General features: G+C 64.2%; 19 protein-coding genes and 1 pseudogene. 13 read left to right on the top strand and 7 right to left on the bottom strand.

Translation table 11 applies throughout. The features are described from left to right. Positions 1–40: 40 nt before the first annotated feature. A pseudogene (locus U5A56_RS01860) lies at positions 41–166 on the top strand (DUF6538 domain-containing protein); the annotation flags it as partial. On the opposite strand, the gene U5A56_RS01855 reads toward U5A56_RS01860, so the two are convergent. From U5A56_RS01855 to U5A56_RS01840, 4 genes are all read right to left on the bottom strand, one after another. Next, complete coding sequence (locus tag U5A56_RS01855) at positions 142–573, bottom strand: recombinase family protein (protein WP_321920813.1); 432 nt, start codon at positions 571–573, stop codon at positions 142–144. The pseudogene U5A56_RS01860 and the gene U5A56_RS01855 sit on opposite strands and share 25 nt — an antisense overlap. A 220-nt stretch (positions 574–793) precedes the next feature. Then, positions 794–1,726, bottom strand: a complete 933-nt coding sequence (locus U5A56_RS01850; protein WP_321920812.1) for a DUF4435 domain-containing protein — start codon at positions 1,724–1,726, stop codon at positions 794–796. Next, positions 1,719–3,293 (bottom strand): AAA family ATPase, encoded by a 1,575-nt coding sequence (locus tag U5A56_RS01845; RefSeq protein WP_321920811.1) that lies wholly within the window; start codon positions 3,291–3,293, stop codon positions 1,719–1,721. The genes U5A56_RS01850 and U5A56_RS01845 overlap by 8 nt, the downstream gene beginning before the upstream one ends. Positions 3,294–4,044: 751 nt before the next feature. Beyond that, entirely contained in the window at positions 4,045–4,347 is a 303-nt protein-coding gene (locus tag U5A56_RS01840; RefSeq protein ID WP_321920810.1) for a hypothetical protein, read from the bottom strand. 331 nt (positions 4,348–4,678) lie between these two features. Between U5A56_RS01840 and trmB the strand changes: the two genes are divergently transcribed. Then, positions 4,679–5,446 carry a tRNA (guanosine(46)-N7)-methyltransferase TrmB gene (trmB, locus tag U5A56_RS01835; RefSeq protein WP_059605632.1) on the top strand — a complete coding sequence of 256 codons (768 nt, stop codon included), beginning with the start codon at positions 4,679–4,681 and terminating at the stop codon, positions 5,444–5,446. Between the two features lie 118 nt (positions 5,447–5,564). Here the strand turns inward: trmB and U5A56_RS01830 are convergent, their stop codons facing one another. The 3 genes from U5A56_RS01830 to U5A56_RS01820 form a co-directional block, all read right to left on the bottom strand. Beyond that, positions 5,565–6,395, bottom strand: coding sequence for an undecaprenyl-diphosphate phosphatase (locus U5A56_RS01830; RefSeq protein ID WP_321920809.1), 831 nt, complete (start codon positions 6,393–6,395; stop codon positions 5,565–5,567). A gap of 78 nt (positions 6,396–6,473) precedes the next feature. After that, entirely contained in the window at positions 6,474–7,055 is a 582-nt protein-coding gene (locus tag U5A56_RS01825; RefSeq protein ID WP_044846254.1) for a DUF1439 domain-containing protein, read from the bottom strand. A gap of 149 nt (positions 7,056–7,204) precedes the next feature. After that, positions 7,205–7,516 carry a YkgJ family cysteine cluster protein gene (locus tag U5A56_RS01820; protein ID WP_044846310.1) on the bottom strand — a complete coding sequence of 104 codons (312 nt, stop codon included), beginning with the start codon at positions 7,514–7,516 and terminating at the stop codon, positions 7,205–7,207. A gap of 170 nt (positions 7,517–7,686) precedes the next feature. Between U5A56_RS01820 and hemN the strand changes: the two genes are divergently transcribed. The 11 genes from hemN to ureA all read left to right on the top strand — a co-directional run bounded on the left by hemN (position 7,687) and on the right by ureA (position 18,452). After that, entirely contained in the window at positions 7,687–9,078 is a 1,392-nt protein-coding gene (hemN, locus tag U5A56_RS01815) for an oxygen-independent coproporphyrinogen III oxidase (RefSeq protein WP_321920808.1), read from the top strand. Positions 9,079–9,150: 72 nt separating this feature from the next. After that, positions 9,151–9,408 carry a hypothetical protein gene (locus U5A56_RS01810; RefSeq protein WP_044846256.1) on the top strand — a complete coding sequence of 86 codons (258 nt, stop codon included), beginning with the start codon at positions 9,151–9,153 and terminating at the stop codon, positions 9,406–9,408. A 104-nt stretch (positions 9,409–9,512) separates the two neighbouring features. After that, on the top strand, positions 9,513–10,169 hold the full coding sequence (locus U5A56_RS01805; protein ID WP_044846257.1) for a protein-L-isoaspartate O-methyltransferase family protein: 657 nt from the start codon (positions 9,513–9,515) through the stop codon (positions 10,167–10,169). 11 nt (positions 10,170–10,180) lie between these two features. Beyond that, positions 10,181–10,504, top strand: coding sequence for a rhodanese-like domain-containing protein (locus U5A56_RS01800; protein WP_044846258.1), 324 nt, complete (start codon positions 10,181–10,183; stop codon positions 10,502–10,504). Positions 10,505–11,052: 548 nt separating this feature from the next. After that, positions 11,053–12,360: an urea ABC transporter substrate-binding protein gene (gene urtA / locus U5A56_RS01795; RefSeq protein WP_321920807.1), complete on the top strand. Its 1,308-nt coding sequence runs from the start codon at positions 11,053–11,055 to the stop codon at positions 12,358–12,360. 140 nt (positions 12,361–12,500) lie between these two features. After that, positions 12,501–14,120 (top strand): urea ABC transporter permease subunit UrtB, encoded by a 1,620-nt coding sequence (gene urtB / locus U5A56_RS01790; protein ID WP_321920806.1) that lies wholly within the window; start codon positions 12,501–12,503, stop codon positions 14,118–14,120. Between the two features lies 1 nt (position 14,121). Further along, positions 14,122–15,309, top strand: a complete 1,188-nt coding sequence (gene urtC, locus U5A56_RS01785) for an urea ABC transporter permease subunit UrtC (protein WP_044846260.1) — start codon at positions 14,122–14,124, stop codon at positions 15,307–15,309. Beyond that, positions 15,306–16,163, top strand: a complete 858-nt coding sequence (urtD, locus tag U5A56_RS01780) for an urea ABC transporter ATP-binding protein UrtD (protein WP_124521602.1) — start codon at positions 15,306–15,308, stop codon at positions 16,161–16,163. The genes urtC and urtD overlap by 4 nt, the downstream gene beginning before the upstream one ends. A gap of 4 nt (positions 16,164–16,167) precedes the next feature. Next, complete coding sequence (gene urtE, locus U5A56_RS01775) at positions 16,168–16,860, top strand: urea ABC transporter ATP-binding subunit UrtE (RefSeq protein WP_124521600.1); 693 nt, start codon at positions 16,168–16,170, stop codon at positions 16,858–16,860. Between the two features lie 177 nt (positions 16,861–17,037). Beyond that, positions 17,038–17,913 carry an urease accessory protein UreD gene (locus U5A56_RS01770; protein WP_321920805.1) on the top strand — a complete coding sequence of 292 codons (876 nt, stop codon included), beginning with the start codon at positions 17,038–17,040 and terminating at the stop codon, positions 17,911–17,913. Positions 17,914–18,149: 236 nt separating this feature from the next. Further along, on the top strand, positions 18,150–18,452 hold the full coding sequence (gene ureA / locus U5A56_RS01765; RefSeq protein WP_006406310.1) for an urease subunit gamma: 303 nt from the start codon (positions 18,150–18,152) through the stop codon (positions 18,450–18,452). Positions 18,453–18,466 lie beyond the last annotated feature (14 nt).

Raw genomic sequence — 18,466 nt, 5'->3', positions numbered from 1 at the left:
CACGAGCATTGCCGCAAGACTCCTACATTGGCGTCCTACGGTGGCTCAAACCTCCTGCCTCTATCGTCGCCCCAGCGGCATCTACGTCGTTCGTCTTGTCGTCCCGCATCGGTTGCGCGTAGCAGTCGGCAAGACCGAAATTCATGCGTCCACCCGACTCCGGGATTGGGAAGCCGCTAAACTCGTCGCCCATCGAATTCTGTCGCACTGGCGCGAGCACTTCATGACGTTGGACATCGAAAAACTGAGGGCGGAAAATCCGCTGATCGACGGCGCGGGCAACTGCATCACAATGACCTTGATCGACCGACGTTCGAGCGCCCGAATGGTTTGCAGCACGTCCACGGCATCACGTCCGAGTCGATCGAGCTTTGCGACGACGAGCGTTTCGCCGTCCCTGATCTTGTCGAGCAATCGCCCGAACTCCGGGCGCTCACTGGCGCAGGTCTTTCCGCTGATCCCGTGGTCCGAGAACCAGTAATCCACGACGAACCCCGCCCGCTCAAGTTCAAGCCGTTGGTTCTCGGTCGTCTGCTGCCCCGTCGAGACTCGTCCGTATCCAAAGATCGCCATTTGCACCTGCCCCTGTCAGAAAACCCTGCCAGGTTAGGATGGCCTGTCACAAAAGCCAATGGCTATATTTCCGACATCCTGACACCCGCTATCGGAGAGGTGCCGGAAATCGGTCGTTTGTTGGCGACGGTGCGATGATCAAACAAAGCGTCCACTTCGCTTCAGAGACAGTTTTGGCCGATCACATCGACTTATTTAATCATCGCACTAATAGGCCGAATCAAATCGTGCTTAGGAAAGCGGGCAATCCGTCAGGAACCATGGCCTTTGGGGCCAATGAAGCAAGCGAAAAACCTCCGTTGACAGCGAACTCCGTTTGCGGAACCGATGAGAACAAGATAGACCCCGAAGAAATCCGGTCTTCACGGAGTAAACCCAGCCATTTAATGAAAAAAACAAGAGCAAATTTACCCCGATATCCATGCTCTGGGGGAATTGCTTCGAATTCCGCAGCTAGGGCTGCTGTCTCCTCTTGCGTTGGTTCGCGCTCCAGCTTCACCAAATCGTTCACCGAACCTCCCCCCTCTCGCACAGTTTCAAGTTCTACGTGAGCCAATTGATTAATTCGCTCCGGAAGGTCATCCAATTGCCTTATTCTGAGCTTCCTAGCTAGGAATATTCTAAAATTCAGCTTTTTTGTAACATCGAGAAATTGACGATACACATCATTAAACACATCGACAACTCGCGTCCTAACAACCGGATACCCATGGCAATGAAAATCAATGGTAAGCATGTCCTCAAGCACCCTTGAAGACACCAAAAAATTCTCCACCGAATATCTGTCAGAACAGAATATTCTGAAGTGCGGCGGTCGCCCCTGAAGTCCATCGAAATCGTGATCCACAAAATAGTAGACGCGATCTCCCAGCCCGGTCAAATCCTCACTCAATACATCAAACAGATTCAAAGTATTTCTTTTGTTTTTGCACACATAGGGCTCGCAGGCAATATCCAATCCAACCTTTGCAAGCCAATGATAATAAATTATCTTATCCGCAACACCCTCATATGCGAAAATTTTCACATCATCCGGGATAGCCGATGCAAACGCAGCAAATTCGACCTTCGTAACCGCGACCGCATCCTTCGCGGCACTCAATGCACGCAAATATCCATCATCACGCAGACCGTCGGCTTCATTATTATTCATTGAAGTCTTCCCCGGCATCGATATCAAGGCGCCTGATCCCCATCGGCCTCGATTTCCGATTGACTCTGAATTTCAAAGAACCAGCAAACGGCTCCAGTTCGTTATCGAAAATAAACGGCGAATGCGTTATTGCGATAGCTTGTTGACACAGCGGGGCTCTAAGGATGTCAGGCAAGATCTGCCTTTGCCAGTCCAACGACAAAGACAACTCCGGCTCATCTATCAATACAATCTTTTTACCGGGGTATAGATATAGTCTCGCGAAAAGCGAAATCATTTGCTTTTCACCTGACGATAGCGCATCCAACGGAATTTCGTCCTCATCGCCACCCCTATCAGACATTATGGCACTAACAACCTTAACATCCAGATTCCGGCGATTGAACTTCAACTCCTTGAAATCGAAAATATCGCTATCACCACTCGAAAACACGTCCGCGGAATGATCACCGCCGGACAAATATTTATTACAGCTACCAATAAATGCCTCAACCAACTCTTCGTAACCGCGCGTCTGCTGAATGACGGAATTTAGCTGATTCAGAAAATATCCCAAGAAGGGACGCGCATCCTCGGGAACGTCACCTCTGTAGACTCGCGCCAAATCAGGAGTAACAAAAAACCCACCATAGGCCATTCCTCGCCCGTATTCCCTAGACGCATCTTTAATTCGCGAGAAGAAGATTTCCAATGATTCCTGCGACGGAAGCACTGAAGGACTTGAGCCGTCCCTTCTGTATCCACCAGATATCAGGTCATTGATAACATTGGCACTTACCTTACCATAGCCCTGATTCGAGAGAAAAAGCATCTCGGAATATATCGCCTTTAACCGATCGGAAATATCCCCAAGACCAAACTGAATATCAGCGGTATGCAATCCACTCCGCGCAACACCAAGCTTCGAGAGAACACTTTTCCGTCGCTCTCCGCGCCGCGATTCAGGCTCCGGAAGAGAAAGCTCAATACGCCTATACGTCGGAAGATATACAATCTGAGTATCCCCCAACACCAACCTGAGATTATTTCGAAGAAAAAATATACTTTTATATTTTTTCTCCATTACCTCGGAAAGCTGCAGGCATTGCTTCCTCGCCACATCCCAACTATAACCCGATTTGGTATATATACTATAAAATGTCGGATCATCCATTAACTCTGGATACGTCGATGTTTTCGACACACTCTCAACCAGAGCCAATAATGCCAATGGGCTTACATCCCATCCTTTCGCGCGAGCAGCAATTTCGCGATTGATCGAAAAGTCAGAAAGCTGTTCAACATCAACCCGACTCAAAATCAGCGGCTCTGCGCACCCCCGCAAGCGACATGTAATCGTTTCAAATTGCAACCCTACGAAGCGCGAGAATTGGCCTCGCAAAAACGCGTCAAGCGCAGCGAGCAGCGTGGTTTTGCCGGACCCATTCCGAGCAATGAGGACGGTGGCAGCGAACTTTGAAGATAGGCTTATCGATCGATATCCAAAAAGTCCCTCTATGCCAAAATACTCTACGATTGATGGCTGCATTGCAGCAAGCTTTGCGTCTTGAGTTGTCGACTGTTCCATTTGCTTTTCTCACCCCGGTTAGCGTCGCACGAGCATACATGAGAATGCGCCGGTCGCGCTGCCGCCCTGGTCGACGGGATCTAGCATCGAACCAAACAAAGAGCGGCAGCGACGCCCTAGCAGAATCGGCGGGTCATGGTAAATTCTCACCATCATGACAAGATTCGTGAGCTTCCTTGCTTTTCGGCGATAGAACGGTCGGGCAAGGTCGTAAAGCTGCGAGAAAGACATGCAGCGGGGCATAGATGGGATCGTCATAGTGCTCACCGGTAGAGTTGCCTCGCAAGAGGAAGACGCAGCCGGGACGATGGGGAGAGGTTCGATTGGCTCAGCTTTGGATCCAGCCTCTCCTGACATAATGCGTCACGACCAAAGCGAGGGATTACCCATAGGGAAGAATTTGGGAGCGCCGATGCCTCCAACTAGGTTTCTCCTTTGAGAGAAGCCTAAGGAGAGAGTATTGGCTCTCCCACGGGAAGGGTCTAAACAACAAACACAAAACAAAGGGAATAACTTGGGATAAGTTGCTCCTCGATTGATCCCGTTCCCCTACTCCAATCGCCGACACACAAGCTCGTGTCAATCCCATCCACCTGCGGAACACCGAGCAACCCACGAGCAGCCGTCATCGGCGGTAGGACCTCCTAGGAAATCCGCGATCGCCCCAAGGTATCGCGTCCTTCAATCGAGTCCACGGATTGTCAATCCTTATACGAGCCGCTCGGTGCCGAGCTGTCTGCTTCGCGACAAGTTAGGCGCGATTTCGCTGTGACTCCAACACACGCTCTGCCTCTGAAGGCAAGATGCCCACAATCACATAGAACCCGGTCTCTGACAAACGTGCGCTAGCACCTTCATGCGGCTCGACCTCAAGCACGACGTTCTTGATCGCATGTGAGGGCCGGTCTGCGTTGATACTAGGCGCGTCGACCCCGGCGAATATCGCCCGTCGTGAGCCGATGATCGCTTCAACTTCTTCAAAGGTGATCGATACCCCCGGTCCGGACTGACTGTTCGGGCGCGGGCCATCCTTCGCAAACCACATTGTCGGCATAGTTGGAGCTCCGTCAGCGGAAGTTCATGGCGTTTATGATACATCCCACGAAACCCCGGACGGTTGCATAGCGCAGTGCTCTGGTAAACTCCTACACTTGTATCCGACATGGGGTTGGGTTGCCCGCTCCATGTTCCTTTTAAATCAAAGTGTTGCGGATGCGCGTGGAGGAGCCTTCGATTCCCATCGCCCGCTCCACCTTCGGCTGCTCGGCAGCCTGCGCAAGAGCCGCCTCGTCGAAGGCGGCTTTTTTGTACCATCTGCCTGTCCATCCGGCAGCACCGCTGCGCGTAACGGGCCCGCGCCCGAACCAAGCCTTTCTCTGTCACCGATGATGCACGACGATCCGAACGAAGCCGGCCTGCCGCCGGACGACGCCGCCCTTCCCGACGAAGCCGCCGACGGCGCCGACGAAGTCAATCCGCTGCACCGACGCCGCATCCGCAGCTTCGTGACGCGCGCGGGCCGCGTGTCGACCGGCCAGCGCCGCGCGCTCGACGATCTGGGCCCGCGCTTCGTCGTGCCGTACGCCGCTGAAATCCCCGACTGGGACGCCGTGTTCGGCCGCCGCGCGCCGCGCATCCTGGAAATCGGCTTCGGGATGGGCGCGTCGACCGCGGAAATCGCCGCGCATCGCCCGGGCGACGACTTCCTCGGCGTCGAGGTGCACGAGCCGGGCGTCGGCGCGCTGCTGAAGCTGATCGGCGAGCAGGACCTGCCGAACATCCGCATCATCCAGCACGACGCGGTCGAAGTGCTCGAGCACATGCTCGCGCCGGAAAGCCTCGACGGCGTGCACATCTTCTTCCCGGATCCGTGGCACAAGGCGCGTCATCACAAGCGCCGGCTGATCCAGCCGCCGCTCGTCGCGCACCTCGCATCGCGCCTGAAACCGGGTGCGTACCTGCATTGCGCGACCGACTGGCAGAACTACGCGGAACAGATGCTGGAAGTGCTCGGCGCCGAACCGACGCTCGAAAACACGGCCGCCGACTACGCGCCGCGCCCCGACTACCGCCCCGTCACGAAGTTCGAACGGCGCGGGCTGCGGCTCGGCCACGGCGTGTGGGACCTGGTGTTCCGCAAGCGCGCCGGCTGACCACGGCTCGCGGCAGCACGACGCACGCTGCGCGCCGCGCAATGACAAACGGCCCGACCGGCATCTGCTGCCGATCGGGCCGTTTGTCATTGGAAGCGCCCTCGCCCCCGCACCGGCATCACGCCCAGTTCAGCCACCCGCTGTAGCCCACCAGCAGCACGAACAGGCCGAACGCGATCCGGTACCACGCGAACACGGTGAAGTCGTGCGTCGCGACGAAGCGCAGCAGCCAGCGCACGCACACGAACGCGCTGACGAACGCGGCAACCAGCCCGAGCGCGAACAGGCCGAGCGAGTCGACCGTGAATGCCTGCCAGTCCTTGACGGTTTCATAGAGCGTCGCGCCGAAGATGATCGGAATCGCGAGGAAGAACGAGAATTCGGTCGCGACGCGCCGGTCGAGGCCGAACAGCATCCCGCCGATGATCGTCGAGCCGGAGCGCGACATGCCCGGCACCAGCGCGAAGCATTGCGCGAGGCCGACCTTCAGCGCATCGAGCGGCGTGAGCGCATCGACCGACTGCACGCGCGGCGGCTCGCTGCGTTCGCGCTGCCGCGCCTCGGCCAACAGGATGATCGCGCCGCCGACGACGAGCGCGAATGCGACCGGCACCGGCGAGAACAGCACGGCCTTGATCTTCTTCTCGAACAGCAGGCCGAGCGCGATCGCGGGAATGGTCGCGATCACGACGTTCAGCGTGAAGCGCTGCGCGTCGGGCCGGCTCGGCAGCCCGGACACGATGGACACGATCCGCTGCCGGTATTCCCAGCAGACCGCGAGAATCGCGCCGAACTGGATCACGACGTCGAAGGTCTTCGCGTGCGCATCGTTGAAATTCAGGAAGCTGCCCGCGACGATCAGGTGGCCGGTGCTCGACACCGGGAGGAATTCCGTCAGCCCCTCGACGACGCCGAGGATCAATGCCTTGCAGATCAGGATCCAGTCCATCCGTGGCCCAACTCCGAAGTAGTCGAAAGAAAGGGCCGCGTCACCGCCGCGGCCCGCCCGGCCGCGCGCGGTGCGCCGTCACTTTTCGACGATCGCCACGCGTATGCCGTTTGTAAGAATCGTAATTGTACCGGGTTCGTAGTTCACGCCGGCAAATTGCAGTTGCTCGGGCTTGAACGTATAGATCGGATAATTGGTCAGCACCTGCGTCGCGAGCAGGCCGGCGGCCGCGCCGACCTGTTGCGCGTACATCTGCGCGTTGCCGTCGAGCACGAGGCTGTCGACGGCCGGCGCCTTCAGCACGACCGAGCGGCTCGGCGCGTCGTAGGCCAGCTGGCCCGACACGGTGAACTTGCCGCTCACCGGTTCGCTCAGGAACGGACTCGCGAAATGCGCATCGAGCTGCACCGCGACGCGGTTCTGGTCGGGCAGCAGGTTGACGGCCGGATTCGCCAGCGACACGTCGACGACCTGCGCGACCGTCTTCTGGTACGGAAACTTGCGCGCGACGGCCTTCTGCACGTCGCCGCGCGAGAACGTGTAGTGATCGGGAATGAACGGAAACGTCGACGCACAGGCGGCGAGCGATACCGACACGCCGATGGCGCCGGCGCAAGCGGCGAGGAAGCGGCGCCGGCCTGGCGTGCAAGATGCGGTCATGCTGGACAATCTCCTGTATCGGGCGAAGCGGCAGTCCGGTTGTCGGCTCCGCCCCATGTAGCGCTGGGGACCGAAGTTAGTGCTTCGACGCGCGTCGCCGGTTCCATGCGCGCGCCGGCAAACGACAGCGCGACAGCGCGGGCAGCACGTCAGCGGGCCGCGCCGGGCGACGGCTGCGTCGCGATCTCGAGGCGCGTCAGCCACGCGAGCGCGTCGTCGCGCGACGCACCGCACATCTCGGCGGACGGCTGCAGCCCGGAACAGCACGCGGGCCGCTCGGGCCGGCCGAAGATCCGGCAGCGCAGGTCGTCGCCGAGCTGCACGCAGCGCACGCCGGCCGGCTTGCCGTCGGGCATCCCCGGAATCGGCGAGGAAATCGACGGCGCGATGCAGCATGCGCCGCACCCCTCGCGGCACGCATGCGGCGGCGGGACCTCGGCGGGCGCCGGACGGACAGGCATTTCGACGGACACTCGGCTCTCTCACGAACAACAAAAAACGGTGCGGCAACCGGACGCAGCGTGCGGCAGCCCACCGCGCATTGTGCCACCGCCGGCTGCGACGTTATTACACAATGCAGCCGAAACGCGCGTTCATATACTCCAGAGCATCCAAAAAGCGCGAGACCATCATGAGTTCCGGTTCTGCCGACACACTGTTCCGCCCCGATTTGCTCGCGAAGTACGGCGCGAACGGGCCGCGCTATACGTCCTACCCCACCGCGCTGCAGTTCCGCGACGAATTCGACCCGGCCGACTACGTGCGCGCCGCGGGCGATCCCGGCGCGTCGGCGAGCGACCTGTCGCTGTACTTCCACATCCCGTTCTGCAACACGGCCTGCTTCTATTGCGGCTGCAACAAGATCGCGACCAACAACCGCCGCCGCGCGCGCCCGTATCTCGAGCAACTGAAGCGCGAACTGGCGCTGCAGGCCGCGCTGTTCGATCCCGCGCGCCCGGTCACGCAGCTTCACTGGGGCGGCGGCACGCCGACCTTCCTGTCCGACGACGAAACGGCCGAGCTGATGGCGGCCACCCGCGAACATTTCGCGCTCGCGCCGGACGCCGACGCCGAGTTCTCGATCGAGATCGACCCGCGCACGGTCACGCCCGCGACGCTCGTCCACCTGCGCAACATCGGCTTCAACCGGCTGAGCCTCGGCGTGCAGGATTTCGATCCGGTCGTGCAGCAGGCGATCAACCGGGTCCAGCCGCTCGAGATGACGGCCGACCTGCTGTCGGCCGCGCGCACGACGGGCTTCCAATCGGTCAGCGTCGACCTGATCTACGGGCTGCCGCACCAGACGGTCGCCGTGTTCGCGCGCACGCTCGAGACGATCATCGAGCTCGCGCCGGACCGACTGTCGGTATTCGGCTACGCGCACATGCCGCACCTGTTCAAGATGCAGCGGCAGATCGACGACGCGACGCTGCCGCCGCCCGCAACGCGCATCGCACTGCTCGGCCTCGCGATCGACATGCTGACGCAGGCCGGCTACGTGTACATCGGGATGGACCACTTCGCGCGGCCGTCCGACGAACTCGTGCGCGCGCAGCGCAACGGCACGCTGCAACGCAATTTCCAGGGCTACAGCACGCGCGCGGATACCGACCTGGTCGGCTTCGGCGTGTCGTCGATCGGCAAGGTCGGCGACGTCTACGCACAGAACGCGAAGGACCTGCCGGCCTATGGCGCCGCGCTCGACGCGGGCCGGTTGCCGATCGCGCGCGGCGTGCGGCTCACGCCCGACGACCGGCTGCGCCGCGACGTGATCACGCAGCTGATGTGCAACCTCGAACTGCCGTTCTCGCATATCGAGGCGGCGCACGGGATCCGCTTCGCCGATCACTTCGCGCGCGAGCTCGACGCGCTGCGCGGGTTCGAGCAGGACGGCCTGCTGACCGTCGCAGGCGACCGCCTGACGATCCATCCGGCCGGCCGGATGGTCGTGCGCAACATCGCGATGGCGTTCGACGCATACCTCGGCCAGACGCCGCGGCAACGCTACTCGCGCACCGTCTGACGGCGCACGGCCGCATGCGGGCGGCCGGTTTGATAAAGTAAGGGGCTCCACGCCCCTGCAAGAACCCGCACGATGCGCACCACCAAAGCAACCCACGCGGTCGAACGCCTGAAGACCCGTTCCGGCAACCCGCAGTTCGCCGCCGTCGCGATGGCGGGCGGCCTGTTCTACCTGGTCGACCGCTCCGGCGGCACCGCCGAGAAACGCAGCGAGCCGCTGCCGCTCGACGAATTCGTCAGGTTCGTCGACGAATTCGGCCCCAAAAAGCCGCGCAAGGCGAGCAAGCTCGACCTCGCGTTCGAGGCGCAGATCAAGAAGAGCAAGGCGTAAAGGTCTGTTGCAGGCCGTCTGAAGGCTTCGCCGCCGCCCCGTTTGGTACAATTACGAAGTTTCTCTATCCCCGCTGATGGCCGACCTGGCTGCGTGACCACACCATGAATATCGAAAACGCGCGTTTCAACATGATCGAACAACAGATCCGGCCGTGGGACGTGCTGGATCTGGACGTCCTGGGCCTGCTGTCGATCGTCAAGCGTGAACACTACGTGTCGCCCGAACACCGCGATCTCGCGTTCGCCGACCTCGAGCTGCCGCTGCCCGGCGGCCGCAGCAAGATGCTGTTCCCGCGCGTCGAAGCGCGCGTGCTGCAGGAACTGGCGGTCAAGAAGCACGAGAACGTGCTCGTGATCGGCGCGGGTTCGGGCTACCTGGCCGCGCTGTTCGCGCATCGCGCGCAGCACGTGACGGCCGTCGAGATCGATCCGGCCATCGCGAAGTTCGCGGCCGACAACCTGCGCAACGACGGCGTGACGAACGCGGAAGTCGCGCTCGGCGACGGCTCGCTCGGCTGGCCCGACAAGGCGCCGTACGACGTGATCTGCGTCGCGGGCGGCCTGCCGGTCGTGCCGCAGCAGATGCTCGAACAGCTGAAGATCGGCGGCCGCCTGTCGGCGTTCGTCGGCGGCCGTCCGGTGATGAAGGCGCAGGTCATCACGCGCATCGACGACAAGCAGTACCGCGTCGCCGACGTATTCGAAACCTACGTCGACCACCTCGTCAACGCGATCGAACCGTCGCGTTTCAAGTTCTGAGCGGCGGCCCCATGCAGATCCTGACGCCCGCGATGCTCGCGGAATGGCTTCACGATCCGGCGCGCCCCGCGCCGGTCGTGCTCGACGTGCGCGAGCCGTGGGAAATCTCGACCGCGCAGATCGCCGGCAGCGTGTCGATCCCGATGCAGCAGATCCCCGCGCGCAGCGAGGAGCTCGACGACGAAGCGGAAATCGTCTGCGTGTGCCATCACGGGATGCGCAGCGCGCAGGTCGCGATGTTCCTCGAATCGCGCGGCTTCACGAAGCTGTACAACCTGCAGGGCGGCATCGACGCGTGGTCGCGTGACGTCGATCCGTCCGTACCGCGTTACTGACCTTCCCGGCGGCGCATCGCGCGCCGCCGCGGCGACCGGCGAGTAATAGCCGATCGCTCCAGTCCCGCCGAACGGGCGCGCATCGCGCGCCCGTTTGCGTTTCTGCTGCACCGCTCCATCCTCTTTCGTTTGTTTCCGCACGCCGGCCATCCGCGTCCGCTCGATGACGCGAGGCGGCGAGAACCCGGGCAACGCACCCGTCGAGCGGAGCGCCTCGCCCTTCCCCTGGCACTTCATGACCAAGCCGTGTGCACGCGACGCCGACACGACACGCCGGATGCGTGCGCATCGATCACGCGCCGCCCCCCTTCGACGTGCGGCGCACGCGCTCGAACACGGGCCCCCGCCGTGCACCATTTGCGCCCGCACGAGCGCACCGCAACGGATCGCGCATGCTGCACGACGCGTCATGCGCACCGCGCCGGCGCCCCGCGCCGCCCCGCACAGGCACGCCTGGCGTGCATCGGCGCGACTGGCACATGCCTTGCGTTACTCCGATGCCGGCGCCGCCACGGCGCACGCACATCCAACATGACAAGGGGATCCCGATGAAACGTCGCAGTCTGTTGAAGTTCGGTTCGATGGCCGGTGCACTCGCGCTGGCAGGCAAGAGTCCGTTCGCTCACGCGGCCGATGCGGGCACGGGCCCGATCAAGGTCGGCATCCTGCATTCGCTGTCGGGCACGATGGCGATCTCCGAAACGTCGCTGAAGGACACGGCGCTGATGACGATCGCCGAGATCAACAAGAACGGCGGCGTGATGGGCCGCAAGCTCGAGCCGGTGGTCGTCGATCCCGCATCGAACTGGCCGCTGTTCGCGGAGAAGGCGCGCCAGCTGCTCACGCAGGACAAGGTCGCGTGCGTGTTCGGCTGCTGGACGTCGGTGTCGCGCAAGTCGGTGCTGCCGGTGTTCGAGGAGCTGAACGGCCTGCTCTACTACCCGGTGCAATACGAAGGCGAAGAAATGTCGCGCAACGTGTTCTACACGGGCGCCGCGCCGAACCAGCAGGCGATCCCCGCCGTCGAGTACCTGATGAGCGCGGAAGGCGGCGGCGCGAAGCGCTTCTTCCTGCTCGGCACCGACTACGTGTATCCGCGCACGACCAACAAGATCCTGCGCGCGTTCCTGAAATCGAAGGGCGTGAAGGACGCCGACATTCAGGAGGTCTACACACCGTTCGGCCACAGCGATTACCAGACGATCGTCGCGAACATCAAGAACTTCGCCCAGGGCGGCAAGACGACCGTGGTCTCGACGATCAACGGCGATTCGAACGTGCCGTTCTACAAGGAACTTGGCAACCAGGGGATCAAGGCGACCGACGTGCCGGTGGTCGCGTTCTCGGTCGGCGAGGAAGAGCTGCGCGGGATCGACACGAAGCCGCTCGTCGGCCATCTCGCCGCGTGGAACTACTTCATGTCGGTGAAGAACCCGACCAACACGAAGTTCAAGGACCAGTTCGCCGCGTGGGTAAAGGCGAACAACCTGCCGGGCGGCACGAAGCGCGTGACGAACGATCCGATGGAGGCAACCTACGTGGGCATCCACATGTGGAAGCAGGCCGTCGAAAAGGCGAAGAGCACCGACGTCGACAAGGTGCGCGTCGCGATGATCGGCCAGACGGTTGCCGGCCCCTCGGGCTTCACGCTCTCGATGGACGGCAACCATCACCTGCACAAGCCGGTGATGATCGGCGAGATCCGCGGCGACGGGCAATTCAACGTCGTGTGGAAGACGAAGACCGCGGTGCGCGCGCAGCCGTGGAGCCCGTTCATCGCAGGCAACCAGGGCAAGCCGGACATCGTCAGCTCGATCCCGGCGTTCCTGCGCCGGCAGCGCGCGGCGCTGGCCTGATGCGATGCGGGGCGCGGCGCACCGGCGTGGCGCTCCCGCTTGCAGGCAGGTGCGCGAATGCCGGTACTCACCGTAACGCATCGCACGCGCCCGCGCACCGCCGCACGAACCCGCTTTCCCACGCCCGACAGGATCTCCCGATGCCTACACGCTTTCGCCGCGCCGCCGTCGCGGTCGTCGCCTGTGCCGCGCTGGCGGGCGCACTGCCGCGCGCCGCGTTCGCCCTGACGGCCGCCGATACCGCCGCGCTCGCCGGCGACGACTTCGACGCGAAGACGGCCGCGGTCGACCATCTCGCCGCCGATGCCGACCCGCGCGCCGTCGCGTTGCTCAATGCGCTGTCGAGCGGCGACGCGCTCGCGACCGGCGACGGCCGCCTGCTGATCCAGACCGGCGACACCGCGCACGACGCGCTCACGCAAGCCGCGACGCCGGCCGGCGACGCGCAGCCCGTGATGCTGAACAACCTGCTGCGCACGAAGATCGCCGGCGCGCTGTCGGGCCTCGCCCTCGCGTCGCCCGACGTCGCCGCGCGCCGCGACGCGATCGATGCGCTGCTGAAGTCGCCCGACCCGGCGCTCAAGCCGATGATCGATCGCGCGCGCGCGAAGGAAACCGATCCCGCGCTGAAGCGCCGCCTCGACGCACTGTGGGCCATCGCCGCGCTGCACGACGCCGATCCGGCGAAGCGTCTGGAAGCCGTGCAGGTGGTGGCCGCGCGCCGCGACCTCGACATGATCGAGCAGTTGCGCCCGCTCGTCGCGAAGAATGCCGACGGCAGCTACACGGAACCCGACGCGCGCGTGCGCGACGCCGCGCAGCAAGGCCTCGACGCATTGCACGCGCTGCAGCGCCGCGGCGAAATCGCCGGCACCGTGTTCGCGGGCCTGTCGCTCGGCAGCGTGCTGCTGCTCGCGGCGCTCGGCCTCGCGATCACGTACGGGCTGATCGGCGTGATCAACATGGCGCACGGTGAATTCCTGATGATCGGTGCGTACGCAACCTATGTCGTGCAGACGCTGATCCAGCGCTACGCGCCGGCCGCGTTCGACTGGTATCCGCTCGTCGCGGTGCCCGTCTCGTTCGCGGCGGCCGCGCTGGTCGGCGTCGTGCTGGAGCGGCTCGTGCTGCGGCACCTGTACGGCCGCCCGCTCGAGACGCTGCTCGCGACCTTCGGCGTGAGCCTGATCCTGATCCAGGCGACGCGCATGCTGTTCGGCGCGCAGAACGTGCAGGTCGTGAACCCGTCGTGGATGAGCGGCGGCGTCACCGTGATGCAGAACCTGATCCTGCCGTACAACCGGCTCGCGATCCTCGCGTTCGCGCTCGCGGTCGTGTGCGTCGCGTGGGGCGTGCTGACGAAGACGCGGCTCGGCCTGTTCGTGCGCGCGGTCACGCAGAACCGCCGGATGGCCGCGTGCGTCGGCGTGAAGACCGCGCGCGTCGACGCGTATGCGTTCGCGTTCGGCGCGGGCATCGCAGGCCTCGGCGGCTGTGCGCTGTCGCAGATCGGCAACGTGGGCCCCGACCTCGGGCAGAACTACATCATCGATTCGTTCATGGCGGTCGTGCTCGGCGGGGTCGGCCAGATCGCCGGCACCGTGCTCGGCGGCTTCGGGCTCGGTCTCGTCAGCAAGGCGATCGAGCCGTTCTGGGGCGCCGTGCTCGCGAAGATCGCGGTGCTCGTGATGATCGTGCTGTTCATCCAGAAACGTCCGCAGGGCATGTTCGCCCCGAAGGGACGCAGCGCGGAGGCCTGACATGACTTCAATCACCGATTCGTTGTCGAAGCCGATCGCCGACGCGCCGAAGCCCGCTGCCGCCGCACGTGCGGAGGAAAAGTTCGCGCTCGGCCTGCCGCCCCGCCCCGCGCTACTGTCGCGCCGCGCATGGCTCGCGCTCGTCGCGCTGTGCGTCGCGATCGGCATCGGCGTGCCGCTCGCCGCGCTGGTCGCGCCCGAGTCGAGCGCGTTCCATCTGTCCGCGTATGCGATGACGCTCGCCGGCAAGCTGATGTGCTACGCGATCGCCGCGCTCGCGCTCGATCTCGTGTGGGGCTACTGCGGCATTCTCAGCCTCGGCCACGGCCTCTTCTTCGCGCTCGGCGGTTATGCGATCGGCATGTACCTGATGCGCGAGATCGGCCGCGACGGCAAGTACGGCAGCGACCTGCCCGACTTCATGGTGTTTCTCGACTGGCATCAACTGCCGTGGTACTGGAGCGGCACGCAGCATCTCGCGTGGGCGCTCGCGCTGGTCGTGCTCGTGCCGGCCGTGCTCGCGTGGGTGTTCGGCTTCTTCACGTTCCGCTCGCGCGTGAAGGGCGTGTACCTGTCGATCATCACGCAGGCGCTGACGTTCGCGGCGATGCTGCTGTTCTTTCGCAACGAGACGGGCTTCGGCGGCAACAACGGCTTCACCGACTTCAAGCGCATCGCCGGGTTTCCGATCACGTCGCCCGGCACACGCACGGTGCTGTTGCTGCTGACCTTCGCGACGCTCGTGCTCGCGTTCATCGTTGCGCGCGCAATCGTCACCAGCAAGCTCGGGCGGGTGGTCACCGCGGTGCGCGACGGCGAGACGCGGCTGATGTTCCTCGGCTACAGCCCGCTCGCGTACAAGCTGTTCGTGTGGACGCTGTCGGCCGTACTGTGCGGGATCGCGGGCGCGTTGTACGTGCCGCAGGTCGGCATCATCAACCCCGGCGAGATGTCGCCCGGCAACTCGATCGAAATGGCGATCTGGGTCGCGGTGGGCGGGCGCGGCACGCTGATCGGGCCGATCGTCGGCGCGTTCGCGGTGAACGGCGCGAAGAGCCTCTTTACCGCGTACTTCGCCGAATACTGGCTGTTCTTTCTCGGCCTGATCTTCGTGCTCGTGCCGCTCCTGCTGCCGCGCGGCATCATGGGCCTCGTCGACACGCTGCTCGCAAAGGGGAAACGCGGATGAACGGCACCGCCCTCTACCAGTTCACGCCACCGCCCGAGGATGAGCTGCTGGCCGTCAGCGGCAGCGCATCGATGGGCCGCGTGGCGCCGCCCGGCATCGACACGTCGCACGGCACGATCCTCTACCTCGAGGACATCGAGGTGAGCTTCGACGGCTTTCGCGCGCTGAACAAGCTGTCGCTCGCGATCGACGCGGGCGAACTGCGCTGCGTGATCGGCCCGAACGGCGCGGGCAAGACGACGATGATGGACGTGATCACCGGCAAGACGCGGCCCGATGCGGGCAAGGTGTTTCTCGGCCAGACCATCGACCTCGCGCGAATGAACGAACCCGGGATCGCGCGCGCGGGGATCGGCCGCAAGTTCCAGAAGCCGACCGTGTTCGAACAGCATCCGGTGTGGGAAAACCTCGAGCTTGCGATGCAGACCGACAAGGGCTGGCTCGCGTCGCTGCGCGCGCGGCTCGACCGCGCGGCGCAGGCGAAGATCGAGGAGACGCTCGCGCTGATCGGCCTCGAAAGCGACGCGTATCGCGCGGCCGGCGAGTTGTCGCACGGGCAGAAGCAGCGGCTCGAGATCGGCATGCTGCTGATGCAGCGCCCCGCCCTGCTGCTGCTCGACGAGCCGGCGGCCGGGATGACCGACCACGAGACGATGGAACTCGCGAAACTGCTGAACACGCTGCGCGGCACCTGCTCGATGATGGTCGTCGAGCACGACATGGAGTTCGTCGCGGCGCTCGCGGGCGACACGGGCCGCGTGACGGTGATGGCCGAAGGCGCGGTGCTCGCGCAAGGCACGCTCGACCAGGTCAAGCGCGACGACGCGGTGATCGAGTCTTACCTCGGACGGTGACGCAATGCTGAAGATCGATGCACTGAACCAGTACTACGGCGGCAGCCACATCCTGCGCAACGTGACGCTGGCCGCCGACGACGGCAAGCTCACCGTGCTGCTCGGCCGCAACGGCGTCGGCAAGAGCACGCTGCTGCGCTGCCTGATGGGCGTCGTCGCCGCGAAGAGCGGCAGCGTGTCGTGGCGCGGCACCGCGCTCGGCGCACTGCCGCCGTATGCGCGCGTCGCGGCCGGGCTCGCGTACGTGCCGCAGGGCCGCGACATCTTTCCGCGGCTCACCGTCGAGGAGAACCTGCTCGTCGGCGCGGCAAGCCGCAAGGCGCCATCGAAAGTGCCCGACCGCATCTACGACCTGTTCCCGGTGCTGAAGGACATGCGCGCCCGGCGCGGCGGCGACCTGTCGGGCGGCCAGCAGCAGCAGCTCGCGATCGGCCGCGCGCTGATGAGCGAGCCGCAGTTGCTGATCCTCGACGAGCCGACCGAGGGCATCCAGCCGTCGATCATCCAGGACATCGGCCGCACGCTGCGCCAGCTCGTCGACGAATCGAAGATGACCGTGCTGCTCGTCGAACAGTATTACGACTTCGCGCGCTCGATCGCGGACCATTACTGGGTGATGAGCCGCGGCGAGGTCATCGCCGGCGGCGATGCGCGGGACATGGAGACGAACGGCGTGCGCGAGCTGATCGCGGTGTAGCGCGCCACGCAGCGCATGATTGCGCCCACGCGTGGCGCCGACGGTCGACGCATGTCACGCACGCGATGACCGGCGCCGTCGCCGCTCCCCTTCGCCACGTTCGGCAACCCGAACACCCAAGCGTATAGTGTTGCGGTAGCATCCTCGATCACCGCGCCCGTTCCCTGCTTCCCGCCGATGTCCGCCCTCGATTCCCACGCCCCGCTGTCCCGCCCCGCCGTCGCCAAGTCGTGGCGCGGCCGTCTCGAACTCGGCTTCGAACGGCACGGCGCGCGCACGACGCTCATCCATCGGCTGCACGACGGCCCGCTGCGCGTGCAGCGGCCGCTGTATCCGGAAGGCGACGCGATCTGCCACGCGGTCATCGTCCACCCGCCGGGCGGCGTCGCGGGCGGCGACCGGCTCGACATCGACATCGCGCTCGGCGACGGCACGCACGCGGTGCTGACGACGCCCGGCGCGACCAAGTGGTACAAGTCGAACGGCCTCGACGCGACGCAACGCATCGGCATCACGGTCGGCGCGCACGCGAAGCTCGACTGGCTGCCGCAGAACAACCTGTTCTTCGACGCGGCCCACGCCGCGCTGGACTTCACGGTGACGCTCGGCGCGGGCGCGAGCGCGATCGGCTGGGACGCGACGCAGCTCGGCCGGCAGGCGGCCGGCGAAACGTGGTCGGCGGGCCGCATCGTGTCGGGTTCGGCACTCGTCGACGCCGACGGCCGGCCGCTGTGGACCGAGCGCGCGCTGCTCGACGCACACGATCCGCTGCGCGGCGCGCTGCAGGGCCTCGCCGGCTTTCCCGTGTACGGCACGCTGTGGGCGGCCGGCGCCGCGTGCGATGCCGCGCTCGCCGAAACGCTTGCCGCGCGGATGCCGTTCGACGACACGCTGCGCGCGGGCGCGACCTGCGTGACGCCGGGCGTCGTGCTGGTGCGCGCGGTGTCGACGTCGATGGAAGCGCTGCAGCGTCACTTCACCGGCTGCTGGCTCCGCCTGCGCCCGCTCGTGCACGGCATCGACGCGCGACCGCTGCGCCTCTGGCAGACCTGAGCACGCGGCCCGGCACGCACCGTTTCGGCGCAACAGCGCCGCCCGCGCTGCCCACGATCCATGCATCGCGCACCACGATCGCGCATCGACGCACGCCGCACCGACATGGCACGCACCTTGCTGCTTACATATCGGATACACGACGCAGGAACGACGGCGCGGTGCTACGATGAACCGCGCCCCCGCCGGCATCCCGCGCACCGATAAAAATTACGTTTTCCTGAACGACTGCCTTCATGAAACTGACTCCCCGAGAAAAGGACAAGCTGCTGATCTTCACGGCAGCGCTGCTGGCCGAGCGCCGCCGCGCGCGCGGGCTGAAGCTCAACTATCCGGAAGCGGTCGCGTTCATCACCGCCGCGCTGATGGAAGCCGCGCGCGACGGCAAGACCGTCGCCGAGGTGATGCACTACGGCACGACGCTGCTCACGCGCGACGACGTGATGGATGGCGTGCCGGAGATGATCCCCGACATCCAGGTCGAGGCGACCTTCCCGGACGGCACCAAGCTCGTCACCGTCCACCACCCGATTCCGTGACCGAGGTAGCACGC

The sequence above is a fragment of the Burkholderia sp. BCC1998 genome, assembly GCF_905339875.1.
Lineage (GTDB): Bacteria > Pseudomonadota > Gammaproteobacteria > Burkholderiales > Burkholderiaceae > Burkholderia.
This window is presented reverse-complemented; position numbering and strand designations above follow the sequence as displayed.